Source organism: Funiculus sociatus GB2-C1, assembly GCF_039962115.1.
Lineage (GTDB): Bacteria > Cyanobacteriota > Cyanobacteriia > Cyanobacteriales > FACHB-T130 > Funiculus > Funiculus sociatus.
Genome location: NZ_JAMPKJ010000058.1, coordinates 20,051 through 36,589 on the forward strand (window position 1 = coordinate 20,051; position 16,539 = coordinate 36,589).

At 47.1% G+C, this 16,539-nt stretch carries 13 protein-coding genes; 6 read left to right on the forward strand and 7 right to left on the reverse strand.

The genetic code is table 11. The annotated features are described in order from the left end of the window. The first annotated feature begins 48 nt into the window (after nucleotides 1-48). On the forward strand, nucleotides 49-381 hold the full coding sequence (locus NDI42_RS22055) for a P-II family nitrogen regulator (protein WP_190423542.1): 333 nt from the start codon (nucleotides 49-51) through the stop codon (nucleotides 379-381). Nucleotides 382-506: 125 nt separating this feature from the next. Next, nucleotides 507-1,931: a cation:proton antiporter domain-containing protein gene (locus NDI42_RS22060; RefSeq protein ID WP_190457930.1), complete on the forward strand. Its 1,425-nt coding sequence runs from the start codon at nucleotides 507-509 to the stop codon at nucleotides 1,929-1,931. Between the two features lie 578 nt (nucleotides 1,932-2,509). On the opposite strand, the gene NDI42_RS22065 is transcribed toward NDI42_RS22060, so the two are convergent. Then, entirely contained in the window at nucleotides 2,510-3,052 is a 543-nt protein-coding gene (locus NDI42_RS22065) for a Crp/Fnr family transcriptional regulator (protein ID WP_199311320.1), read from the reverse strand. A gap of 828 nt (nucleotides 3,053-3,880) precedes the next feature. Between NDI42_RS22065 and NDI42_RS22070 the strand changes: the two genes are divergently transcribed. Then, nucleotides 3,881-5,413, forward strand: coding sequence for an MFS transporter (locus NDI42_RS22070; protein ID WP_190457933.1), 1,533 nt, complete (start codon nucleotides 3,881-3,883; stop codon nucleotides 5,411-5,413). A 241-nt stretch (nucleotides 5,414-5,654) separates the two neighbouring features. Beyond that, nucleotides 5,655-7,133: an MFS transporter gene (locus NDI42_RS22075; RefSeq protein ID WP_190457935.1), complete on the forward strand. Its 1,479-nt coding sequence runs from the start codon at nucleotides 5,655-5,657 to the stop codon at nucleotides 7,131-7,133. Nucleotides 7,134-7,153: 20 nt separating this feature from the next. Here the strand turns inward: NDI42_RS22075 and NDI42_RS22080 are convergent, their stop codons facing one another. The 6 genes from NDI42_RS22080 to NDI42_RS22105 all read right to left on the reverse strand — a co-directional run bounded on the left by NDI42_RS22080 (nucleotide 7,154) and on the right by NDI42_RS22105 (nucleotide 13,490). Next, on the reverse strand, nucleotides 7,154-9,325 hold the full coding sequence (locus tag NDI42_RS22080) for a KAP family NTPase (protein ID WP_190457936.1): 2,172 nt from the start codon (nucleotides 9,323-9,325) through the stop codon (nucleotides 7,154-7,156). 220 nt (nucleotides 9,326-9,545) lie between these two features. Beyond that, nucleotides 9,546-10,253, reverse strand: coding sequence for a Crp/Fnr family transcriptional regulator (locus tag NDI42_RS22085; protein WP_190423530.1), 708 nt, complete (start codon nucleotides 10,251-10,253; stop codon nucleotides 9,546-9,548). Nucleotides 10,254-10,396: 143 nt separating this feature from the next. Then, on the reverse strand, nucleotides 10,397-11,110 hold the full coding sequence (locus NDI42_RS22090) for a Crp/Fnr family transcriptional regulator (protein ID WP_190457938.1): 714 nt from the start codon (nucleotides 11,108-11,110) through the stop codon (nucleotides 10,397-10,399). A 73-nt stretch (nucleotides 11,111-11,183) separates the two neighbouring features. After that, nucleotides 11,184-11,447, reverse strand: coding sequence for a hypothetical protein (locus tag NDI42_RS22095; RefSeq protein ID WP_348231527.1), 264 nt, complete (start codon nucleotides 11,445-11,447; stop codon nucleotides 11,184-11,186). Between the two features lie 197 nt (nucleotides 11,448-11,644). Then, the gene (phaC, locus tag NDI42_RS22100; RefSeq protein WP_190457940.1) at nucleotides 11,645-12,700 is read right to left on the reverse strand and encodes a class III poly(R)-hydroxyalkanoic acid synthase subunit PhaC; all 1,056 of its coding nucleotides are present in this window, start codon (nucleotides 12,698-12,700) and stop codon (nucleotides 11,645-11,647) included. A 7-nt stretch (nucleotides 12,701-12,707) separates the two neighbouring features. Further along, a complete protein-coding gene (locus NDI42_RS22105) occupies nucleotides 12,708-13,490 on the reverse strand; it encodes a poly(R)-hydroxyalkanoic acid synthase subunit PhaE (RefSeq protein WP_190457942.1) in 783 nt (260 codons plus the stop codon). Between the two features lie 435 nt (nucleotides 13,491-13,925). Here NDI42_RS22105 and hflX point away from each other — a divergent pair, with 435 nt between their 5' ends. Beyond that, nucleotides 13,926-15,638 carry a GTPase HflX gene (hflX, locus tag NDI42_RS22110; protein WP_190457944.1) on the forward strand — a complete coding sequence of 571 codons (1,713 nt, stop codon included), beginning with the start codon at nucleotides 13,926-13,928 and terminating at the stop codon, nucleotides 15,636-15,638. A gap of 317 nt (nucleotides 15,639-15,955) precedes the next feature. Continuing rightward, entirely contained in the window at nucleotides 15,956-16,246 is a 291-nt protein-coding gene (locus NDI42_RS22115) for a hypothetical protein (RefSeq protein WP_190457946.1), read from the forward strand. The last annotated feature ends 293 nt before the right edge of the window (nucleotides 16,247-16,539 follow it).

Below are 16,539 nucleotides of genomic sequence, written 5' to 3' on the forward strand. Positions count from 1 at the left end.
CCAAGCGACTCAATATATAAGATCAATTACGGTAAGGAGGTAACCAACATGGCCAAGCCAGCCAAAAAGCTCGTCATCGTCACGGAAAAGATTCTGCTGAAAAAGATCGCCGATATCATCGAAGAAGCCGGGGCAACGGGTTATACGGTTCTGGAAACTGGCGGTAAAGGCAGTCGCAACGTGCGCTCGTCGGGACAACCCAGCGTTTCTGACACCAATGCGAATATAAAATTCGAGGTGCTCACCCCGGATCGGGATATGGCCGAGAATATTGCGGATCAGGTCGCAATAAAGTTTTTCCTCGATTTTGCGGGCATGATCTATATCTGTGACGCGGAGGTACTGTACGGGCACAGTTTCTGTGGACCAGACGGCTGTTGAATCGAGACGACGTAGGATTGCAGGTTCGATGAATCGAGGCAACCTAATGTCAGAAAACTGTCTGTCAATCGGTTGCCTCTAATTTAAATCAGGTTTGAATCGTCCTTACCACCAAAACCTAACCCATGTTTTTGAACCATACAATTACAGCTTTAAGTTCTGGGATAGCATCCCTAATTGCTCCCATGCCCTTGTTGGCAACTGTCGAGGCAGAAAATTCACCGATTGTTCTGGCTGGAGTTCTGCTGAGTTTAGTAGTGATTTATCTCGCCAGTAAACTCGGCGCGGAAGCGGCTAAACGATTAGATTTTCCACCAGTTCTGGGTGAACTGGTGGCAGGGGTGATTGTCGGGGTATCTGCTTTACACCTGATCATTTTTCCCGAAAGTGGACTTTTCGCCTCAGACTCAGCGGTTATGACCGTGCTGCAATGGATTAATCATCTGTCTCCCGCAGCCCTCACGAGTGTATATGAGTCTCAGAGTGAAGTCATTTCAGTGCTGGCTGAATTGGGCGTAATTATTCTGCTGTTTGAAATTGGTCTGGAATCGGATCTCAGACAACTCAAAGAAGTGGGTACTCAAGCTGTGATCGTCGCCTGTGTGGGGGTGGCAGTTCCCTTTGCCGCTGGCACCGTTGGCTTGATGATGTTATTCAATGTTCCTGCAATTCCAGCAATTTTTGCAGGTGCTGCTTTGACGGCAACGAGCATCGGGATTACGTCCAAAGTGTTGTCTGAATTAGGACAGCTTAAATCCAAAGAAGGTCAAATCATTGTTGGTGCTGCGGTTATTGATGATGTACTGGGAATCATTGTCCTGGCTGTTGTCGCCAGTTTAGCCAAAACGGGTGAGATTGATGTTGCTAATGTCATCTACCTGATTGTGAGTGCAACAGCGTTTCTGATTGGTTCCATCCTATTAGGTGGCATCTTCAACAAAACCTTTGTTGCGATTGTGGAGAAATTTAAAACCCGTGGCAACGTTGTCATGCCAGCATTTATCTTTGCCTTCTTCATGGCATTTCTGGGCAGCGCAATTCATCTAGAAGCGATTTTGGGTGCTTTTGCCGCTGGCTTGGTTCTGGATGAAACCGATGCCCGCAATGAGTTGGATGAACTTGTGAAGCCAATCGCCGATCTACTGGTGCCGATCTTCTTTGTGACGGTGGGAGCGCGGGCCGATCTGGGTGTGTTGAATCCGACAGTGCCTGAAAATCGTGCCGGACTCTTGATTGCCGCATTTTTGATGGTGGTTGCCATCGTCGGCAAGGTGGTGACAGGTTGGGTGGTGTTTGGTCAGCCCGGAATCAATCGATTAGCGATTGGGGTTGGCATGGTTCCACGGGGTGAAGTTGGGTTAGTGTTTGCCGGAATCGGTTCTGCGAGTGGGGTTCTGGATAAGCCGTTGGAGGTATCTATTATTGTCATGGTGATTCTGACCACATTTCTGGCACCACCATTTCTGCGGATCGCTTTTGGTCAGCCAGTAGAACCCCCTACCACAGGAGAAGCTTCGAGTGAGGAACCAATTCTAGCGGGTAAATCTTAGCCTATGCCTTGAGCGCCTCCCACGACTGAAGTACGTGGGATTCGCCATTCATAGTTCATGGCGTTCTACGCAGTGAACCATGAACTAAGCTGCTACGCAGCTTAGTCAGATCAGCCATAATGCTTTGTGTGAATCCTGCGAATGCCTATAAATGCAATATATCTAAAAATGAGATTCACTAGAATCCGTAAATAAAATGAGAATTTATTAGATAAAAAGGAAACTTAATCAAAGAGCGTATATTAGAAGTTATTTGTATCTACGATTACCGACTGACTTAATACTCCTAGGCTTTGGGTAGAAGTTGGATGAAGCCGTAGCAATTATTCTGCTTAGAAGGGTGGAAAATTCTCCTGGGAGTTTGCGATTAGTAAAGATAGCATTCTTCCACAGAGTGAGAAATTTGCATAGGAATTTATCAGCGATCGCGCATTTAACAAATCCCCTACCAAGATAGGCTTGACCTCTCCCCCTGACAGGGTTGTCACCCCCGTCAGGACAAGGATATTAATTGAGCAAGCGATCGCCTAGAGCGCCGGAGATGCGATCGCGATCGCATCTCCATCTAACAACAGCTCTCAACTCTTCTCAGTGCCTAGCAACCTAGCGTACTCGCCTGTGATGATTCCATAACACGAACAGGAAGCGGCTTCTAATTTCTGCCGATTCAGGATGGTAATTCTGCCGCGGTTGTAGCCAATCAGTCCTACCTGTTGAAAGCGGTTAGCCGCCTCCGTGACACCCGAACGTCGTACACCCAGCATCTTAGAGATAAATTCCTGAGTCAGCCGCAACTCGTTTGACTCTACAAAGTCACAGACGAGTAGTAGCCAACGGGCAAGCCTCTGATCGAACTGATGGAGGCGGTTGCAGGCAGCGTTTTGTGAGGCTAGAGCGTACAGCGCTTGCGTGTACCGCAGCAGCAAACTTTGCAGTGAGCCACCCTGCTCAAACTCGGTTTTAAGTAAGCTTGCCTCCATTCTCATGCCAGAGCCTGCTAGCTGCACCATCGCGGTTGCGATCGCGATGTTGTCTCCCAAAGCGGCGGGGATACCCACTACCCCCTCATTACCCACTAAGCCGACTTCGACCATCGAGCCTTCTTCGGGAGTGGAGAGCAAAGAAACTATTCCGCAATGGGGGAAATAGACGTATTCAATTGATTCACCCCTCTTGTGAAGGACTTGCCTCAGAGGAAGCGGGACGCACTCTAGATGGGAAGGCGCTGGTACTCAGCATCTGGCAGAGCGGCTAGCAGTCGATTGACTGCCTGGGGTGAGGCTTCGGACATCGAGTATTAGAAATCTCCTATTTTTTCATGGAATCGTTGTTATAAAAACAACTTACGGCATCAGGAGAAGAATTTAGGTTTTAGTCCGAATGTCAAAAGGTGTTTGTTCACTAGGAACTCAAAAGATGGCTCTTTTATGCTAAATAATTGAAAGTCGGTGCCGCGTCTACCGCAAGCGGTAGACGCGGCACCGAGCTAATAGGTGGGGGTACTGTTCTAGACTCGCATCTTAAGCCAATCGACAATCGTTGGAGGGAGGTCTTAAAGAAAGCCCTCTTGAGAAATGACATTTAATGATTAACGCTAGAATAGTTCAAGCAACCCTCCTAATTTAAAACTAAAAATTGATTCATTAAAATAATAATTCTATAGAAGGATGTCTAATAGACCACAGTATATTAACCTAATCTAGAAGATCAATTTTTTAATGAATGATAAACCTCATTAAAAGTGCGTATAAAATCAAAATTTTGGCTGCTTTGGTACACCTTTTGGGTAGAGTTATGAAACTATAAAGTTTAGTAATTAGCCCTATAGGAAAAAAGTTGCCATTATAGGATTTAAACAAAGCATTTTTTAAGAGATTTGTTGTCGGAAATGCTCTCAGATGAAGGTAGCGATTTAGTTCCCGTTAACTCTTTTAATATTGCTATACAGTATGTTCGGGCAACAAGAAGATCAGATTTTAGTAGAAGCGAGTCCTCTCCCGATTCAGGAAATCCCAGAGGATAGGGCATTAACAGAGACAAAGCTGCCTCCAACTGCAAACCCGCATCTTAAAATTCCCAAGCGAGAAATTCGGACAAGCCTCAAGGCATTAACTACCGAAGGAGCCTTCGCTACAGTCTTTTACAGTATCATTGGCGGCGCGTTGCTCAGTAATTTCTTGCTGGATCTCGGTGCCAGTACAGTGGAAATTGGTCTGCTCGCCTCGATTCCCCAACTGACAAATCTGCTGCAACCGCTGGGAGCCTTTCTGGGAGACCGAATCAAGAGCCGCCACTGGTATTCCTTCTTGATTTTCGGCTCGTCGCGGCTGCCGTGGTTGCTGATTGTGCCAGGGATTTGGTTAATCAGCACCTCTCGTATCCAGCCGCGCCAGTTGGTGCTGTTGACATTGGCAATTATCTGCCTGAGTAATTTCATGGAAGCTTTGGGTCGTGCTTCCTTTCTCAGCTGGATGGCTGTGTTAGTACCGGAGCGATTGCGGGGGCGGTATTTTGGCTTACGCAATAGTGTTGTGACGTTGACCAATCTCATCGGCGTGCCGCTGCTGGGTCTAACGGTATCGAAGTGGCCCGGTGGTTCGCTCCAAGGATTCGGTGCGGTCTTGGTTCTGGGAGTTGTGTTTGCAACACTCAGCCTCGTCTTTCAGTTCTGGATAACTGATGTCAATCCGCAGCTAGTACACGCCGCCGATTCGGATACAGACCACAGTTCGCCCTGGAGGAAAATTTTTAGCTTCCTCAAGGATGGCAATTTTTTGAGGTTTTTGTTTTACTCAGCCTTGTGGAGCTTTGCGGTTAACATCAGCGCTCCCTTCTTTAACCTCTACTTGCTGGGAGACCTCAACTTAGATGTGAGCGTGGTAACGCTCTATAACAGTTTGGGAGCTGGTGCTAACTTGCTGATGCTGATGTTCTGGGGCAAACTGGCTGACCGGATTGGCAATCGCCCACTGATGATAAGTGTGGGAATCTTGGTGGCTCTGACGCCTTTACTGTGGCTAGAAGCTGGAACCGCTCCAATTTTCCTTTGGGCCTGGTTCCCTTTGTTGCACATCCTGGGCGGTGCGACGTGGGCGGCTATTGACCTGTGCAGTGGTAATCTGATGATGTCGGTGACACCGCTACGCAATCAGTCGATTTATTTTGCTGTTGCGGCGGCGGTTCCTGGTATCACTGGAGCAATCGGAATTAGCGTTGGTGGCTATGTCGCGACTGTGACTAATTTTGGTGGCTTGCCAACGGCGTTTGCTCTCTCAGCCGTCCTGCGGTTAATTGCCCTGCTGCCCTTGGTGTTTGTTCATGAGCAGCGCTCTGTGCGCGTGCGTCAGCTAATGAAAGTCCTGATCCCAACACTCAAGCGCCAAGCCGGGGCCATTCAAGCAGGACGCACCAGTTTGAAGCCATTACCATTAATAGAACCTGAGAAAGAAGGTTCACCGGCAAGCTCATCCGCTCAGTCTTAAGATGCCGAATTGACGAATCCCTCCCCGTTCACGAGGAGGGATTTGTGTTCATGTAATCAACTATGAACCATCAACGAGGCGGCTCTCCTCCCACCTCTTTTAAAAGAGGTGGGAGGAGAGCCGCCTTCTTTGATACCCAAACCTGTCACGAAATCTATCTTAGTGAGGATGTTTTAAGAAGCAAAAAAAACAAAGTTCTCTAGTTCGGGTATAATGTAGCATATGTTACAGAAATATACCCATGAATCCTCTAGCCACAGGATTACTGAACGGGGCAGCAATAGTAGTTGAATTTCAACAAACCGAGAAAGATTTAGTATTAAAAGTCCAACCAGAGGATAAGGCATTATCCGAGACGGTACTTCCTGCAAAGCCGCCCTTTAAAATTCCCAAGGCAGAAATTCGGACAAGCCTGCGGGCATTAACGACCGAAGGAGCCTTGGCTACGGTCTTTTACAGTATTATCGGCGGCGCGTTACTCAGTAATTTCTTGCTGGATCTTGGTGCCAGTGCCGTCGAAATTGGTATGTTCGCCTCCATTGCCCAGCTGACGAATCTATTGCAACCGCTGGGAGCCTATCTGGGAGACCGCATCAACAGCCGCAACTGGTATTCCCTGTTGATTTTCGGCACCTCGCGGCTGCTGTGGTTGCTAATTGTGCCAGGGATTTGGTTGGTCAGCACATCTCGTATCCAGCCGCACCAGTTGGTGCTGTTGACATTGGCAATTATCTGGGTGGCTAATATCTTGGAAGCTTTGGGTCGTGCTTCCTTTTTCACCTGGGTAGCTGTGTTAGTACCAGAGCGATTGCGGGGGCGGTATTTTGGCTTCCGCAATAGTGTTGTGAACTTGACCAATCTCATCAGCGTGCCGCTGCTGGGTGTAGCGGTATCGAAGTGGCCCGGTGGAGCGCTCTCTGGCTTCGGTGTGGTCTTGGTTGTGGGAATTGTGCTGGGGATAATCAGTCTGGGCTTTCACTTCTTGATGACTGATGTGAACCCAAAGCTAGTACACGCCGCCACTGAGGATACAGAGCAAGGGGCATCCGGGGAGAGAGTTTTTAGCTTCCTCAAGGATGGCAATTTTTTGAGGTTTCTTCTTTACTCAGGCTTGTGGAGCTTTGCGGTTAATGTCAGCGCTCCCTTCTTTAACCTCTACTTGCTGGGCGATCTCAAGCTAGATGTGAGCGTGGTAACGCTTTATGGCAGCTTGGGAGCTGGTGCTAACTTGCTGATGCTGATGTTCTGGGGTAGACTGGCTGACCGGATCGGCAATCGCCCGCTGATGATAATGGTAGGAATTTTGGTGGCTCTAACGCCTTTACTTTGGTTAGAAGCTGGAACCGCTCCAATTTTCCTTTGGGTTTGGTTCCCCGTGTTGCACATACTCGGCGGTGCAACGTGGGCGGCGATTGACCTGTGTAGTGGTAATCTGATGATGTCGGTGACACCGCTACGCAATCAATCGATTTATTTTGCGATCGCGGCGGCGGTTCCTGGTATCACTGGAGCCATCGGAATTAGCATTGGTAGCTTTGTCGCGACTGTGACTAATTTTGGTGGCTTACCAACGGTGTTTGCTCTGTCAGCCGTCCTGCGGCTGTTTGCCCTGCTGCCCTTAGTTTTTGTTCACGAGCAGCGTTCTATGCCTCTGGGTCAGCTAATGCGAGTCCTGTTCCCAGTCACACAGCCAACAAAGCTGATTGCAGCAAAGGAATAAGTTTGCTCCTAAATCCATGCCTAATCCGGGTCTTGTCCCTGCTGCCGCATCTCACATTCTCGGATAAATTGCGCGATCGCATTTTTCCGATCTTCTGTTAACTCGCTTGTTTCATCGAGGCGGCTGATTCTCTCAAGGATCAAGGATGGTTCAAGATAGGGTTCAACCCACTTAGGGTCAAGTCTGTAGCCTGTTTTTTGCGTCCCGTCTGACCCATACTCACTAAAATCTTTTTGCAGGAACTTCTCCAAGAAATTAACTAGCCCTTCGTCATTATCAATAATCTTTTCAACCCATTGCTTGACTTCCTCTTCTCCTGCCCAAGCTTGCCAATAATGTAATCTTTCAGATAGTTTTGGGGCTTTCAGTAGAGAGTTTTGTTGTGCAGCATCTCGCAGCCGCTTCAAGGCTATTTCTTCAAGTTCTTTAAGGTGTTCTACGCTCTGGAGCCATTCCTCTTCGGGGATAGATTCATCGGCTTCATACTTACCTTGTTCCTGACCCAAGGTTGCTACTTCACCCACGATTATGGATAAGGCTTTACCGTTTGACATTGCCTCTTTCAAGGTTTCAAACCGTGCTTGTTCGTCAATCCGACGCAACAGTTGAGAGATAAGGCGTTCAATTCTAATGTCATTACCAAAATCAAACATCCCCTGGGGTTCGTCTTCCGGAGATAAAAGCTGGTCGCCAACATCCAACAAAGCTTTCACAATTGAAGGAATGCAATGGGTAGGAAGTTCTTTTTCAGTGTAATCCTCAAGCTGTTCAAGAAATGCCCGAACTTGAGTCGTGCCATCAGAGCGTTTTTGATGAGCGAGTTCTACAAGATTTTCTCCAAATGCCTTTGCATCTTTTGTCAAGGCAAAGATTGCTTTAATCTCAGCATCAGAGAATTCATCTTGTGTTAATACCAGACGGAAGTAGTTGGGAAATATATCTAAGCTACAAATACGTAATTGCTTGCGCCATATTGACTCGTCTTGTGCAGGGGAGGAGGTATTACGCCAAACGGTTTCTAATTTAGGAAAAAGGTGCAATAGCAGCCGTTTGATTGGTTCTTTATCCTCATTTTCCAGCTGAGCCAGCCACGAATGGTGAAAATCTTTGATTTCGTCTAATGTCGGAATTAGATAACCTTTGGCATCCGCGGTTCCCGCAAAGAATGTAGGATTTTTGCGGATTATGTCATATATCATTGGGCGAAAAGCCCGCAAGGACTCAATAGCAATGAAGTCAACTGAATTTACCTCACCTTTCACCCCTGGATATGTCACGGTTAAGAGGTTGGTCAGGCGAACAATGTCGCGAGGATTGGTAATAAAGTAGTCTATTCCTTGTAAGTAAACATTGCCCCATCGATTTTGATTGAATAGTTCTTTTGGGGTGTCAGCCAGTATGCCATTGAGTTTTTCAAAAAGTAACCTGCGAAGTGAGGTTTTATCTGGCAGAGGTAACTCAAAAGCAGCTTGAACAATCTGAGAAAGGTAGGTCTCTCCAGGTATAGGTTGTGTATTTCCAAGGGTTTTGATGACAACTTCTTGATCGAAAACGAGCAAATAGACAACGTTAGTAAAATTTGGAATTGCTTTAATAAGGTGAAATAGCTGACTAATATCCTCAGCAGTGAGCCTGTCAATATCGTCAATCGTTACTACGATTCGCGGATGCTGCTGTTCGAGTGTATCTTCGACTTCTTCTTTTAAGTCGGAAGTCTCCTTTTCTTTATCGTCAAATAATCTTACGAGTGCATTACTAGCTTGAGCATAAGGAAGAGGAATTTCAGAAACAACTTTAGCAAGATCGGTTATTCGACTTATGAAGCCTTTGGGGACAGCTTTGAATTTGCTCAAAACTGTCTGTAATTCGTTAATAAAGCGCCTTGTGATGTCTTCGCCCCCTGAAAATAACCAGGGATTAAAAGGGACGATAATAGGTTGTTCGCTCTTTGGCTTTTGCTGGAGATAGTACGTTAAGAAGTTCAATAGTGTCGATTTGCCAAAACCTGAGGAACCGTAAACTGCAATAACGAACCCTTCAGGAAAGTTCATTTGGCAAATACTGTCTGCAAGATGTTTGGCAAAGGGTGCATATCCTAATCGGTCTTGTTTCGGCTCGATTAAGGCGTTGTCTGCCGATGGGTCACTAAAATCCTCTGGCAAGACCTTTGAATCGTTCTTTGTTTGAGCCATGCAGTCTCTCTCTTTGTTAGCTAAGGTGTCCTTGCCATTGAACGTTCGTTTAATTAACATCCCCCTGGCGTGCTGAGTGTGGGGTGTTGAATTACGTCCTAATCATGCGATCGCTTATCTTTATACCAATGCCCATAAAGTATCATCAATGAAGCTCTGCTCTTGTCTACTGTTCGATGGACATTAGCATTAAGGCTGGTTGTGTAGAAGGAACACATTGTCAGTGTTCTAGCAACCTAGCGTACTGACTTTTGATGATTCCATAACACGAACAGGAAGCGGCTTCTAATTTCTGTCGATTCAGGATGCTTATTCTGCCACGGTGGTAGCGAATCAGTCCTGCCTGTTGAAGGCGGCTAGCCGCCTCCGTGACCCCCGGACGTCGTACACTCAGCATTTGAGCCATAAATTCTTGAGTTAGCTGCAACTCGTTTGACTCTACAGTATCAGAGACGAGCAGTAGCCAACGGGCAAGTTTCTCATCGATTTGATGCAGGCGGTTACAAGCCGCATTTTGTGAGGTTAGAGCGTACAGGGCTTGCGTGTACCGCAACAGCAAGCTTTGCAGTACACCACCCTGTCCAAACTCAGTTTTAAGTAAGCTTGCCTTCATCCTCATGCCTGAGTCTTCTCGCTGCACGAGCGCGGTTATGGTCGCGATGTTGTCTCCCAAAAGGTCGGGCATACCTGTAACTCCGTCATTACCCACTATGCCGACTTCGACGTTCGAGCCTTCTTCCGTAGTCGCAATCAAAGAAACTATTGCACGATGGGGGAAATAGACGTATTCGATTGATTCGCCTCTTTTGTAAAGGACTTGCTTGAGAGGAAGCGGAACGTTTTCTAGATGTGGAACAAGGCGCTGGTACTCAGCTTTTGGCAGAGTGGCTAGCAGCCGATTGACTGGTTTGAGTGGAACTTTGGGCATGAGGTCGCGAGGAATTTCCTCGCCTTGAATGTTTTTAGAAAAAACAACTAACAGTATCAGGAGAAGAATTTAGACTCTAGTCCGAATGTCAAAAGGTGTTTATTTACCAGTAAGTTAGAACTTGGCTCTTGTATGCTGCATAATTAACCGTCTGTGCCTAGCAACCTAGCGTACTCGCCGTTAATGATTTCATAACACTCACACGAAGCCGCTTCCAAGTCTTCCCGATTCAGGATGGTAACATTGCCACGGGTGTAGCGAATCAGTCCTGACTGTTGAAGCGTGTGAGCCGCTTCCGTGACACCCGCACGTCGTACACCCAGCATCTGGGCGAGAAATTCATGAGTGAGCTGCAACTCGTTTGACCCTACACGGTCACAGACGAGCAGTAGCCAACGAGCAAGTCTCCCCTCCAGATAATGGAGGCGATTGCAGGCAGCGCTTTGCGTGACGAAGGCGTGCTGTGCTTGTATGTACCGTAGCAGCAGACTTTGCAGTACACCACCCCGCCCAAACTCGGTTTTAAGCACGCTTGCCTTCATCCTCATGCCAGCGCCTGCTAGCTGCACCATCGCGGTTGTAGTTGCGATGTTGTCTCCCAAAGCGGCGGGCATACCTGTAACTCCGTCATTACCCACTAAGCCCACTTCGATCATCGAGCCATCTGCCATCGTTGTGAGCGCAGAAACTATTGCATTCTGGGGGAAATAGACATATTCAATTGGTTCACCAACCTCTTGAAGGACTTGCTTAAGAGAAAGCGAGACTTGATCTAGATTGGGAAAAAGGCGTTGGTACTCTGCATCTGGCAGAGCGGCAAGCAGTCGATTGACTGCTTGGGGTGAAGCGTTAGACATTGGGTATTACGAATCTCCTAGGGTTAACCCGTTGCAAGAAACAACTGACGGCACGGGGAGAGGAGTTTATACCCTAGTCCGAATGTCTTGAGGTGTTTGATGACCAGTAAGTTAGAACCTGGCTCTTATATTGTAGCAAACTGAAATTCTGTGCCGCCTCTACCGCTTGCGGTAGAGGCGGCACAGAGCCAAGAGGTGGGATTATAAAGGGTTGCGATCGCGAAGTGCTGCGGCTTATAGCAGATTGTGTTAGCGCAGCTTTCTGGAAAGCGATCGCGGAGCATCCCAATGAAAGTAAATTGCCCACAGACTTCGTTTGTATAGCTGCGATTTTCAAGATGTTGTTGGCGAATTCGGAAGACCTAACCCCCCAGCCCCCTTCCCTGCAAGGGAAGGGGGAGTCCGGAAGCCCCTCTCCGATCAAGGGGAGGGGTCACAACCTTCGCTAGACCAACAACATCTTTTCAATCGCCAGATATTTTTGCTTGCATTGGAATGCACTCGCGATCGCAAACTTAGATAGCGTCAACTATTCTAGGTTCGCACCTTAAGCCAATCGACAATAGTTGGAGGAAGGTCTCGCTGCACTTTACTGCTGACGTACATCCCAATATGCCCGACTGGGAAGGAGCGCACGGTGTAGTCTTTGCTCCCAATGTACTTCTCAAGAGCCAAGGAGGATGCTGGAGGAACTAGATGATCTTGCTCGGCGTAAATGTTCAAAATTGGGATGCGAATATTCTCCAGATTCACTCGCTTCTCTCCAATCTCGACCTGACCTTTAATCAGTTTGTTTCCCTGGTAGAAATCCTTCATAAACTGTCGATAAGCTTCCCCAGCTTGGTCAGGACTATCGAAAATCCACTTTTCCATGCGAAGAAAGTTGAGCAACTTGTCCTCTGATTCGATAGTATCCAGAAGATCAATATACTTCTGAATTCCTAACTGGAACGGCTTCAGCAGCAAAAACTCTAAGTTCATGAAGTCGCCGGGGATGTTACCCAGAGTATCTACCATTAGATCCACATCTAGCGCTTGGGAACCCAGAGTGCTTCCACCCCAAACATTGAGCAGTCCCTCCTTGATGTGAAAATCAACCGGAGTGACCATAGTAATCAGGTTTTTCACCTTCTCTGGGTAAATGGAACTGTAGCAGAGACTGAAAGCGCCCCCTTGACAAATGCCTAACAGGTTGATTTGCTCTAAGTTGTGGCGATCGCGTAATACGTCCACACAGTTATTGATATAACCATTGATGTAGTCGTCAAGAGTCAAAAAGCGATCGCTTCGACTGGGATAGCCCCAGTCAGTTATATATACATCCATGCCAAGATTGAGCAAATTGGCAACAAGCGATCGCCCTTCCTGCAAATCGACGATGTAGGGACGGTTGACTAGAGCGTAAACGATGAGGATGGGGATGTTCAGCGAATGCTCCACCTTTGGCGTGAAGCGGTACAGCACCACCTTATCTTCTCGGTAAACTTCTTCCTTGGGTGTCACTCCAATCTGAATGTCTTCCTCACGCAGGCGGCTGAAGCTCTCGACACCCTTAAACAGTTTTTGGGTTAGCTCGGTAAAATCGTGCATTGTATCCTCAAGACTCGCTGCGTTGGGATTCTCCTAAAGCTTTTTTAAGGCTTTTAATTTCCTTACGCAGCTCGTAGACGTTACGGTGAATTTCATCAACTTCGCTGCGAGTTGGCAAGTCATTCATCTTCAGAAACACTTCCATTAGCTGTTGCTGCTGGAGCCTGTAGGTCATGGCTGCATTCAAGAATTTCCCCTGAATCTCAAGGGCATTCTCTGAACGGAACGTCTGTGCGAATGCTTGGTCAAATACCCTACTCCAGATTTGCTGAAACTGCCGCCAGTTCTGAAGCGTTTCGCTCTTTTCTTGGGAGGATGCCAATCGCATCAGCTGCTCGAAGGCTCTCATCCAGACATCGACCAGCACTAACTGATAGTCAAAGCTCGCTTTATAGAAGTTTGTCCAGGCATCAAAGCTTTTAAGCAGTTTGTTGTTGAACTCACGGGTATATCCCAGACTTGGGCTTTGCAGTAAGTTGCCAGTCTGTTGATAGTCCCAGTAGAGGTTGTTCAGCTCTATTGATGCAACATCGCCGCCTATCGCCTGAGTCGCCATTTCAAGTGACTGGCGCAGTGGTTCTACCCACTGACCTAACTTTTGCAGCCCCTCCGCATACAGAAGCCATAACTCGGCCTGATTTTGAATACCGTTGGCTGTAGCAGGCGTTTCGGGAGTTGTCACAGGTTTAATAAAATCAATCCAGCTTTCCCAGATTTTCTTTTGAGTCTCAGCCCACATTTTCACCAGATTCTCAGTCTGTTCGACCCAGTAAGTAGCGTCTTTTTCCATTGTTGCTGAACTATTGGTGACGTAGGTGGGCAAAATTTATCTTAGATTTTTTCCTGTGGCAAGTTCTTCACCGTAGGTATGATTAGTGGGAATGCGATCGCATATTACTTGCATAGCCCATTTCTCGTGTTGAGAATCAGCACGCAGCTTGGTACGTATGTAATTGTGCTATTCATCACCATTTATTGACTTATAACTGGATTGCCAACAGCGTTGGCCAATCTCAAAAATAACGTCTTCAGCCTTCCACTTCGGCTTGGTTAGATAGAGTTCGGCGACCTTCTGTTTCCTAGATGTAGAATGCTTAACTTAATCCTATGTTGGTCAGCCGCCGATTCATACCCCTACTTAGTCCAAAGGGAAGATTTAGCCAATAAAAAAAATTAGTAATTATTGAATCAATGAACTTAATGCGCTAGTTTTCTAGCCGATCTTATGGAAACCATTTACGGGAATATACAAGGAGTAAAATCTAGTTACATCAAGCAACTACAGCGCCTGTACGAGCAACGGCAACCCTCCCATAGCCTAACTACTCCCGAATTTGCCCAAACTCTAGCAGCAATCAGTACAGAGATTCACCACCCCGTCTGCTGCTATATCAATCGACGTGGGCAAGTAATCCGAGTTGCAGTCGGTACGCCAAGCCAAACTCAAATCCCGCCCCAAGACCTTCCCCGGCATAGCGCGGAACGCCTGAGTGGGATTCGCTGCATTGCCACTCAACTTAAATTAGAGCCACCTGACCCAGCCGCACTGACAGCAATGGCACGGCAGCGCTTAGACGCTTTGGTCTTAATCCCCACTGGCAACGGAGCGGAACGACGGGACGGTGAAGCCACAGGCTTAGTCAAGGAAGCTTACCTAGCTCACCTTGTACCGGAACAAGAAACGCCTTGGATTGTTTCTCCTCCCCTCAGCCTAGATGAGCTGAACGAACAAGACTTTGACGACTTAGTTGATGAATGGGAAACCGAGTTCTCTGAATCAAGCGATGGAAAATCGCAATTCCAAGTAATTGAATCAGACTCTGACAAAGTGCTGCTGGTTGGGTTGATGACCGAGGACGTGTCTCCCCAACGGTTTCAAGACGGACTTGAAGAACTGATTCGATTAGTTGATAGTGCTGGAGGAGAGGTATTAGAAACAATACAGCAAAAGCGAAGTCGCCCCCATCCTCAAACGGTCGTCGGTCAAGGAAAAATTGAAGAAATTGCCCAACGCGCTCATCAGCTAGGAGCCAACTTAATCGTCTTTGACCGAGATATTTCTCCTTCCCAAGCACGAAACCTGGAAGAGCAGATTAACATCCGCGTCGTAGATAGAACTGAAATAATTCTGGATATCTTCGCTCAACGCGCTCAATCCCAAGCGGGTAAATTGCAAGTGGAACTGGCGCAACTGGAATATATGCTGCCTCGGCTCAGGGGTCGAGGTCGGGAAATGTCCAGGCTTGGAGGCGGAATTGGTACCAGAGGGCCGGGTGAAACCAAACTAGAAACTGAGCGGCGAACCATTCAACGCCGAATCGCCCAACTTCAGCAGGAAGTTAACCAATTACAAGCCCATCGCTCCCGGTTGCGACAACAACGACAACAGCAAGAAATTCCCTCTATTGCGTTAGTCGGTTATACCAATGCGGGTAAATCGACGCTACTAAATGCGTTGACTCACGCCGAGGTTTATACAGCAAATCAACTATTTGCCACCCTCGACCCGACAACGCGAAAACTGGTAATTACAGATCCAAACACTCAAGAGCGGCGGTCTCTTCTGCTTACAGACACCGTAGGGTTTATTCACGAACTCCCGCCACCTCTAATGGATGCTTTCCGCGCCACCCTGGAGGAAGTAACTGAGGCGAATGCGTTGCTTCATGTGGTCGATGTGTCCCATCCAGCTTGGGAGAGCCATATCCGTTCAGTGATGGACGTGCTAGCAGAAATGCCTACTATTCCTGGTAAAGCTTTGATTGCTTTTAACAAGGTCGATAAAGTAGATAGCGAAAACTTGGCTTTAGCTCAGCAAGAGTTTCCTGAAGCGGTGTTTATTTCAGCAACTGGACGCTTAGGTTTAGAGACGCTACGCCAGCGATTGGTGCAACTAATTGACGAAGCTGGTTCACAGACTCCACTTATAAAAATGTGAATATTGCTGCTCGTAAGTTGGATTATCTAGCTGCTTTTCTGGATATGTCAACCATATTACTACGAGCATACGGCTAGGCAAGTTGTGGCGGGGAATTTGATTTTACGAGCAGCAGAAGTAAAGGCAAAGACAAAAAGAAAAAGCACAAGGAAAAAGGGAAAAAAGAAAGATTAACCAGAGTGCGATCGCTCTTAATCTTCCCAAAATTTATCAAGTGCGATCCGCCGCAAGACGGATCGCTTCGCTATCGCTTTTGTGCATTCTTCGCTATCCTAGGGGACGTGACGAATTTCCGATTTATTTCGAGTATTTAGGCGATGGAAGAAATTCTTCAGATAGTCAAAAAAGTTACTCTGGCGCTAGTTGGTGGTGGAGCGGCGCTTTTAGCTTTCTATATGGCACTGTTTTTTTCGATTATGGTTCTGGTTCCTACCAGTTCTCCAAATCAAGTAGAAGAATGGACAAACACTGTGGTGACAGTGTTTGGTATCAAATTAAATCTACTCTCGATACAACGATTGAAAGGGGCTGCTATTGGTATCAGTGTTGTCCTTCCCCTTGCTGCCGTTGCTTGGTTTTCACTCCGAGCATTCATTCACCAACGTTAGTAACAATAAATAATTTGCGCTCCAACAGCAGTTGAACAAAACAGAGGTTGAGTTTCCAACGTCCAACCCACTCTATCGGCTTTGTTGCGATCGCGCTGGCAAGTCAGCCCTGAAATAAATTTCGGGCTGAAAGCCAAAGTTAGCTAAAGCTAACTGGAAAACATTTCAAACCCTTTAAAACTGACATCTTGCACCATTCTCAATTACCCATACTGCCAGCCAGAGACAGAAATGTCTAAACCTTGCGTGCGAGCCAACTGCTGGAATCGTTTGATATCTTGAAGTAACAAAAG

Excerpts from the sequence above, each read along its gene's own strand:
- NDI42_RS22060 (WP_190457930.1), top strand. The coding sequence starts at position 507 with ATGTTTTTGAACCATACAATTACAGCTTTAAGTTCTGGGATAGCATCC.
- NDI42_RS22080 (WP_190457936.1), bottom strand. The coding sequence starts at position 9,325 with ATGGCTCAAACAAAGAACGATTCAAAGGTCTTGCCAGAGGATTTTAGT.
- phaC (WP_190457940.1), bottom strand. The coding sequence starts at position 12,700 with ATGCACGATTTTACCGAGCTAACCCAAAAACTGTTTAAGGGTGTCGAG.
- hflX (WP_190457944.1), top strand. The coding sequence starts at position 13,926 with ATGGAAACCATTTACGGGAATATACAAGGAGTAAAATCTAGTTACATC.
- NDI42_RS22115 (WP_190457946.1), top strand. The coding sequence starts at position 15,956 with ATGGAAGAAATTCTTCAGATAGTCAAAAAAGTTACTCTGGCGCTAGTT.
- NDI42_RS22105 (WP_190457942.1), bottom strand. The coding sequence starts at position 13,490 with ATGGAAAAAGACGCTACTTACTGGGTCGAACAGACTGAGAATCTGGTG.
- NDI42_RS22075 (WP_190457935.1), top strand. The coding sequence starts at position 5,655 with ATGAATCCTCTAGCCACAGGATTACTGAACGGGGCAGCAATAGTAGTT.
- NDI42_RS22070 (WP_190457933.1), top strand. The coding sequence starts at position 3,881 with ATGTTCGGGCAACAAGAAGATCAGATTTTAGTAGAAGCGAGTCCTCTC.
- NDI42_RS22090 (WP_190457938.1), bottom strand. The coding sequence starts at position 11,110 with ATGTCTAACGCTTCACCCCAAGCAGTCAATCGACTGCTTGCCGCTCTG.
- NDI42_RS22055 (WP_190423542.1), top strand. The coding sequence starts at position 49 with ATGGCCAAGCCAGCCAAAAAGCTCGTCATCGTCACGGAAAAGATTCTG.
- NDI42_RS22085 (WP_190423530.1), bottom strand. The coding sequence starts at position 10,253 with ATGCCCAAAGTTCCACTCAAACCAGTCAATCGGCTGCTAGCCACTCTG.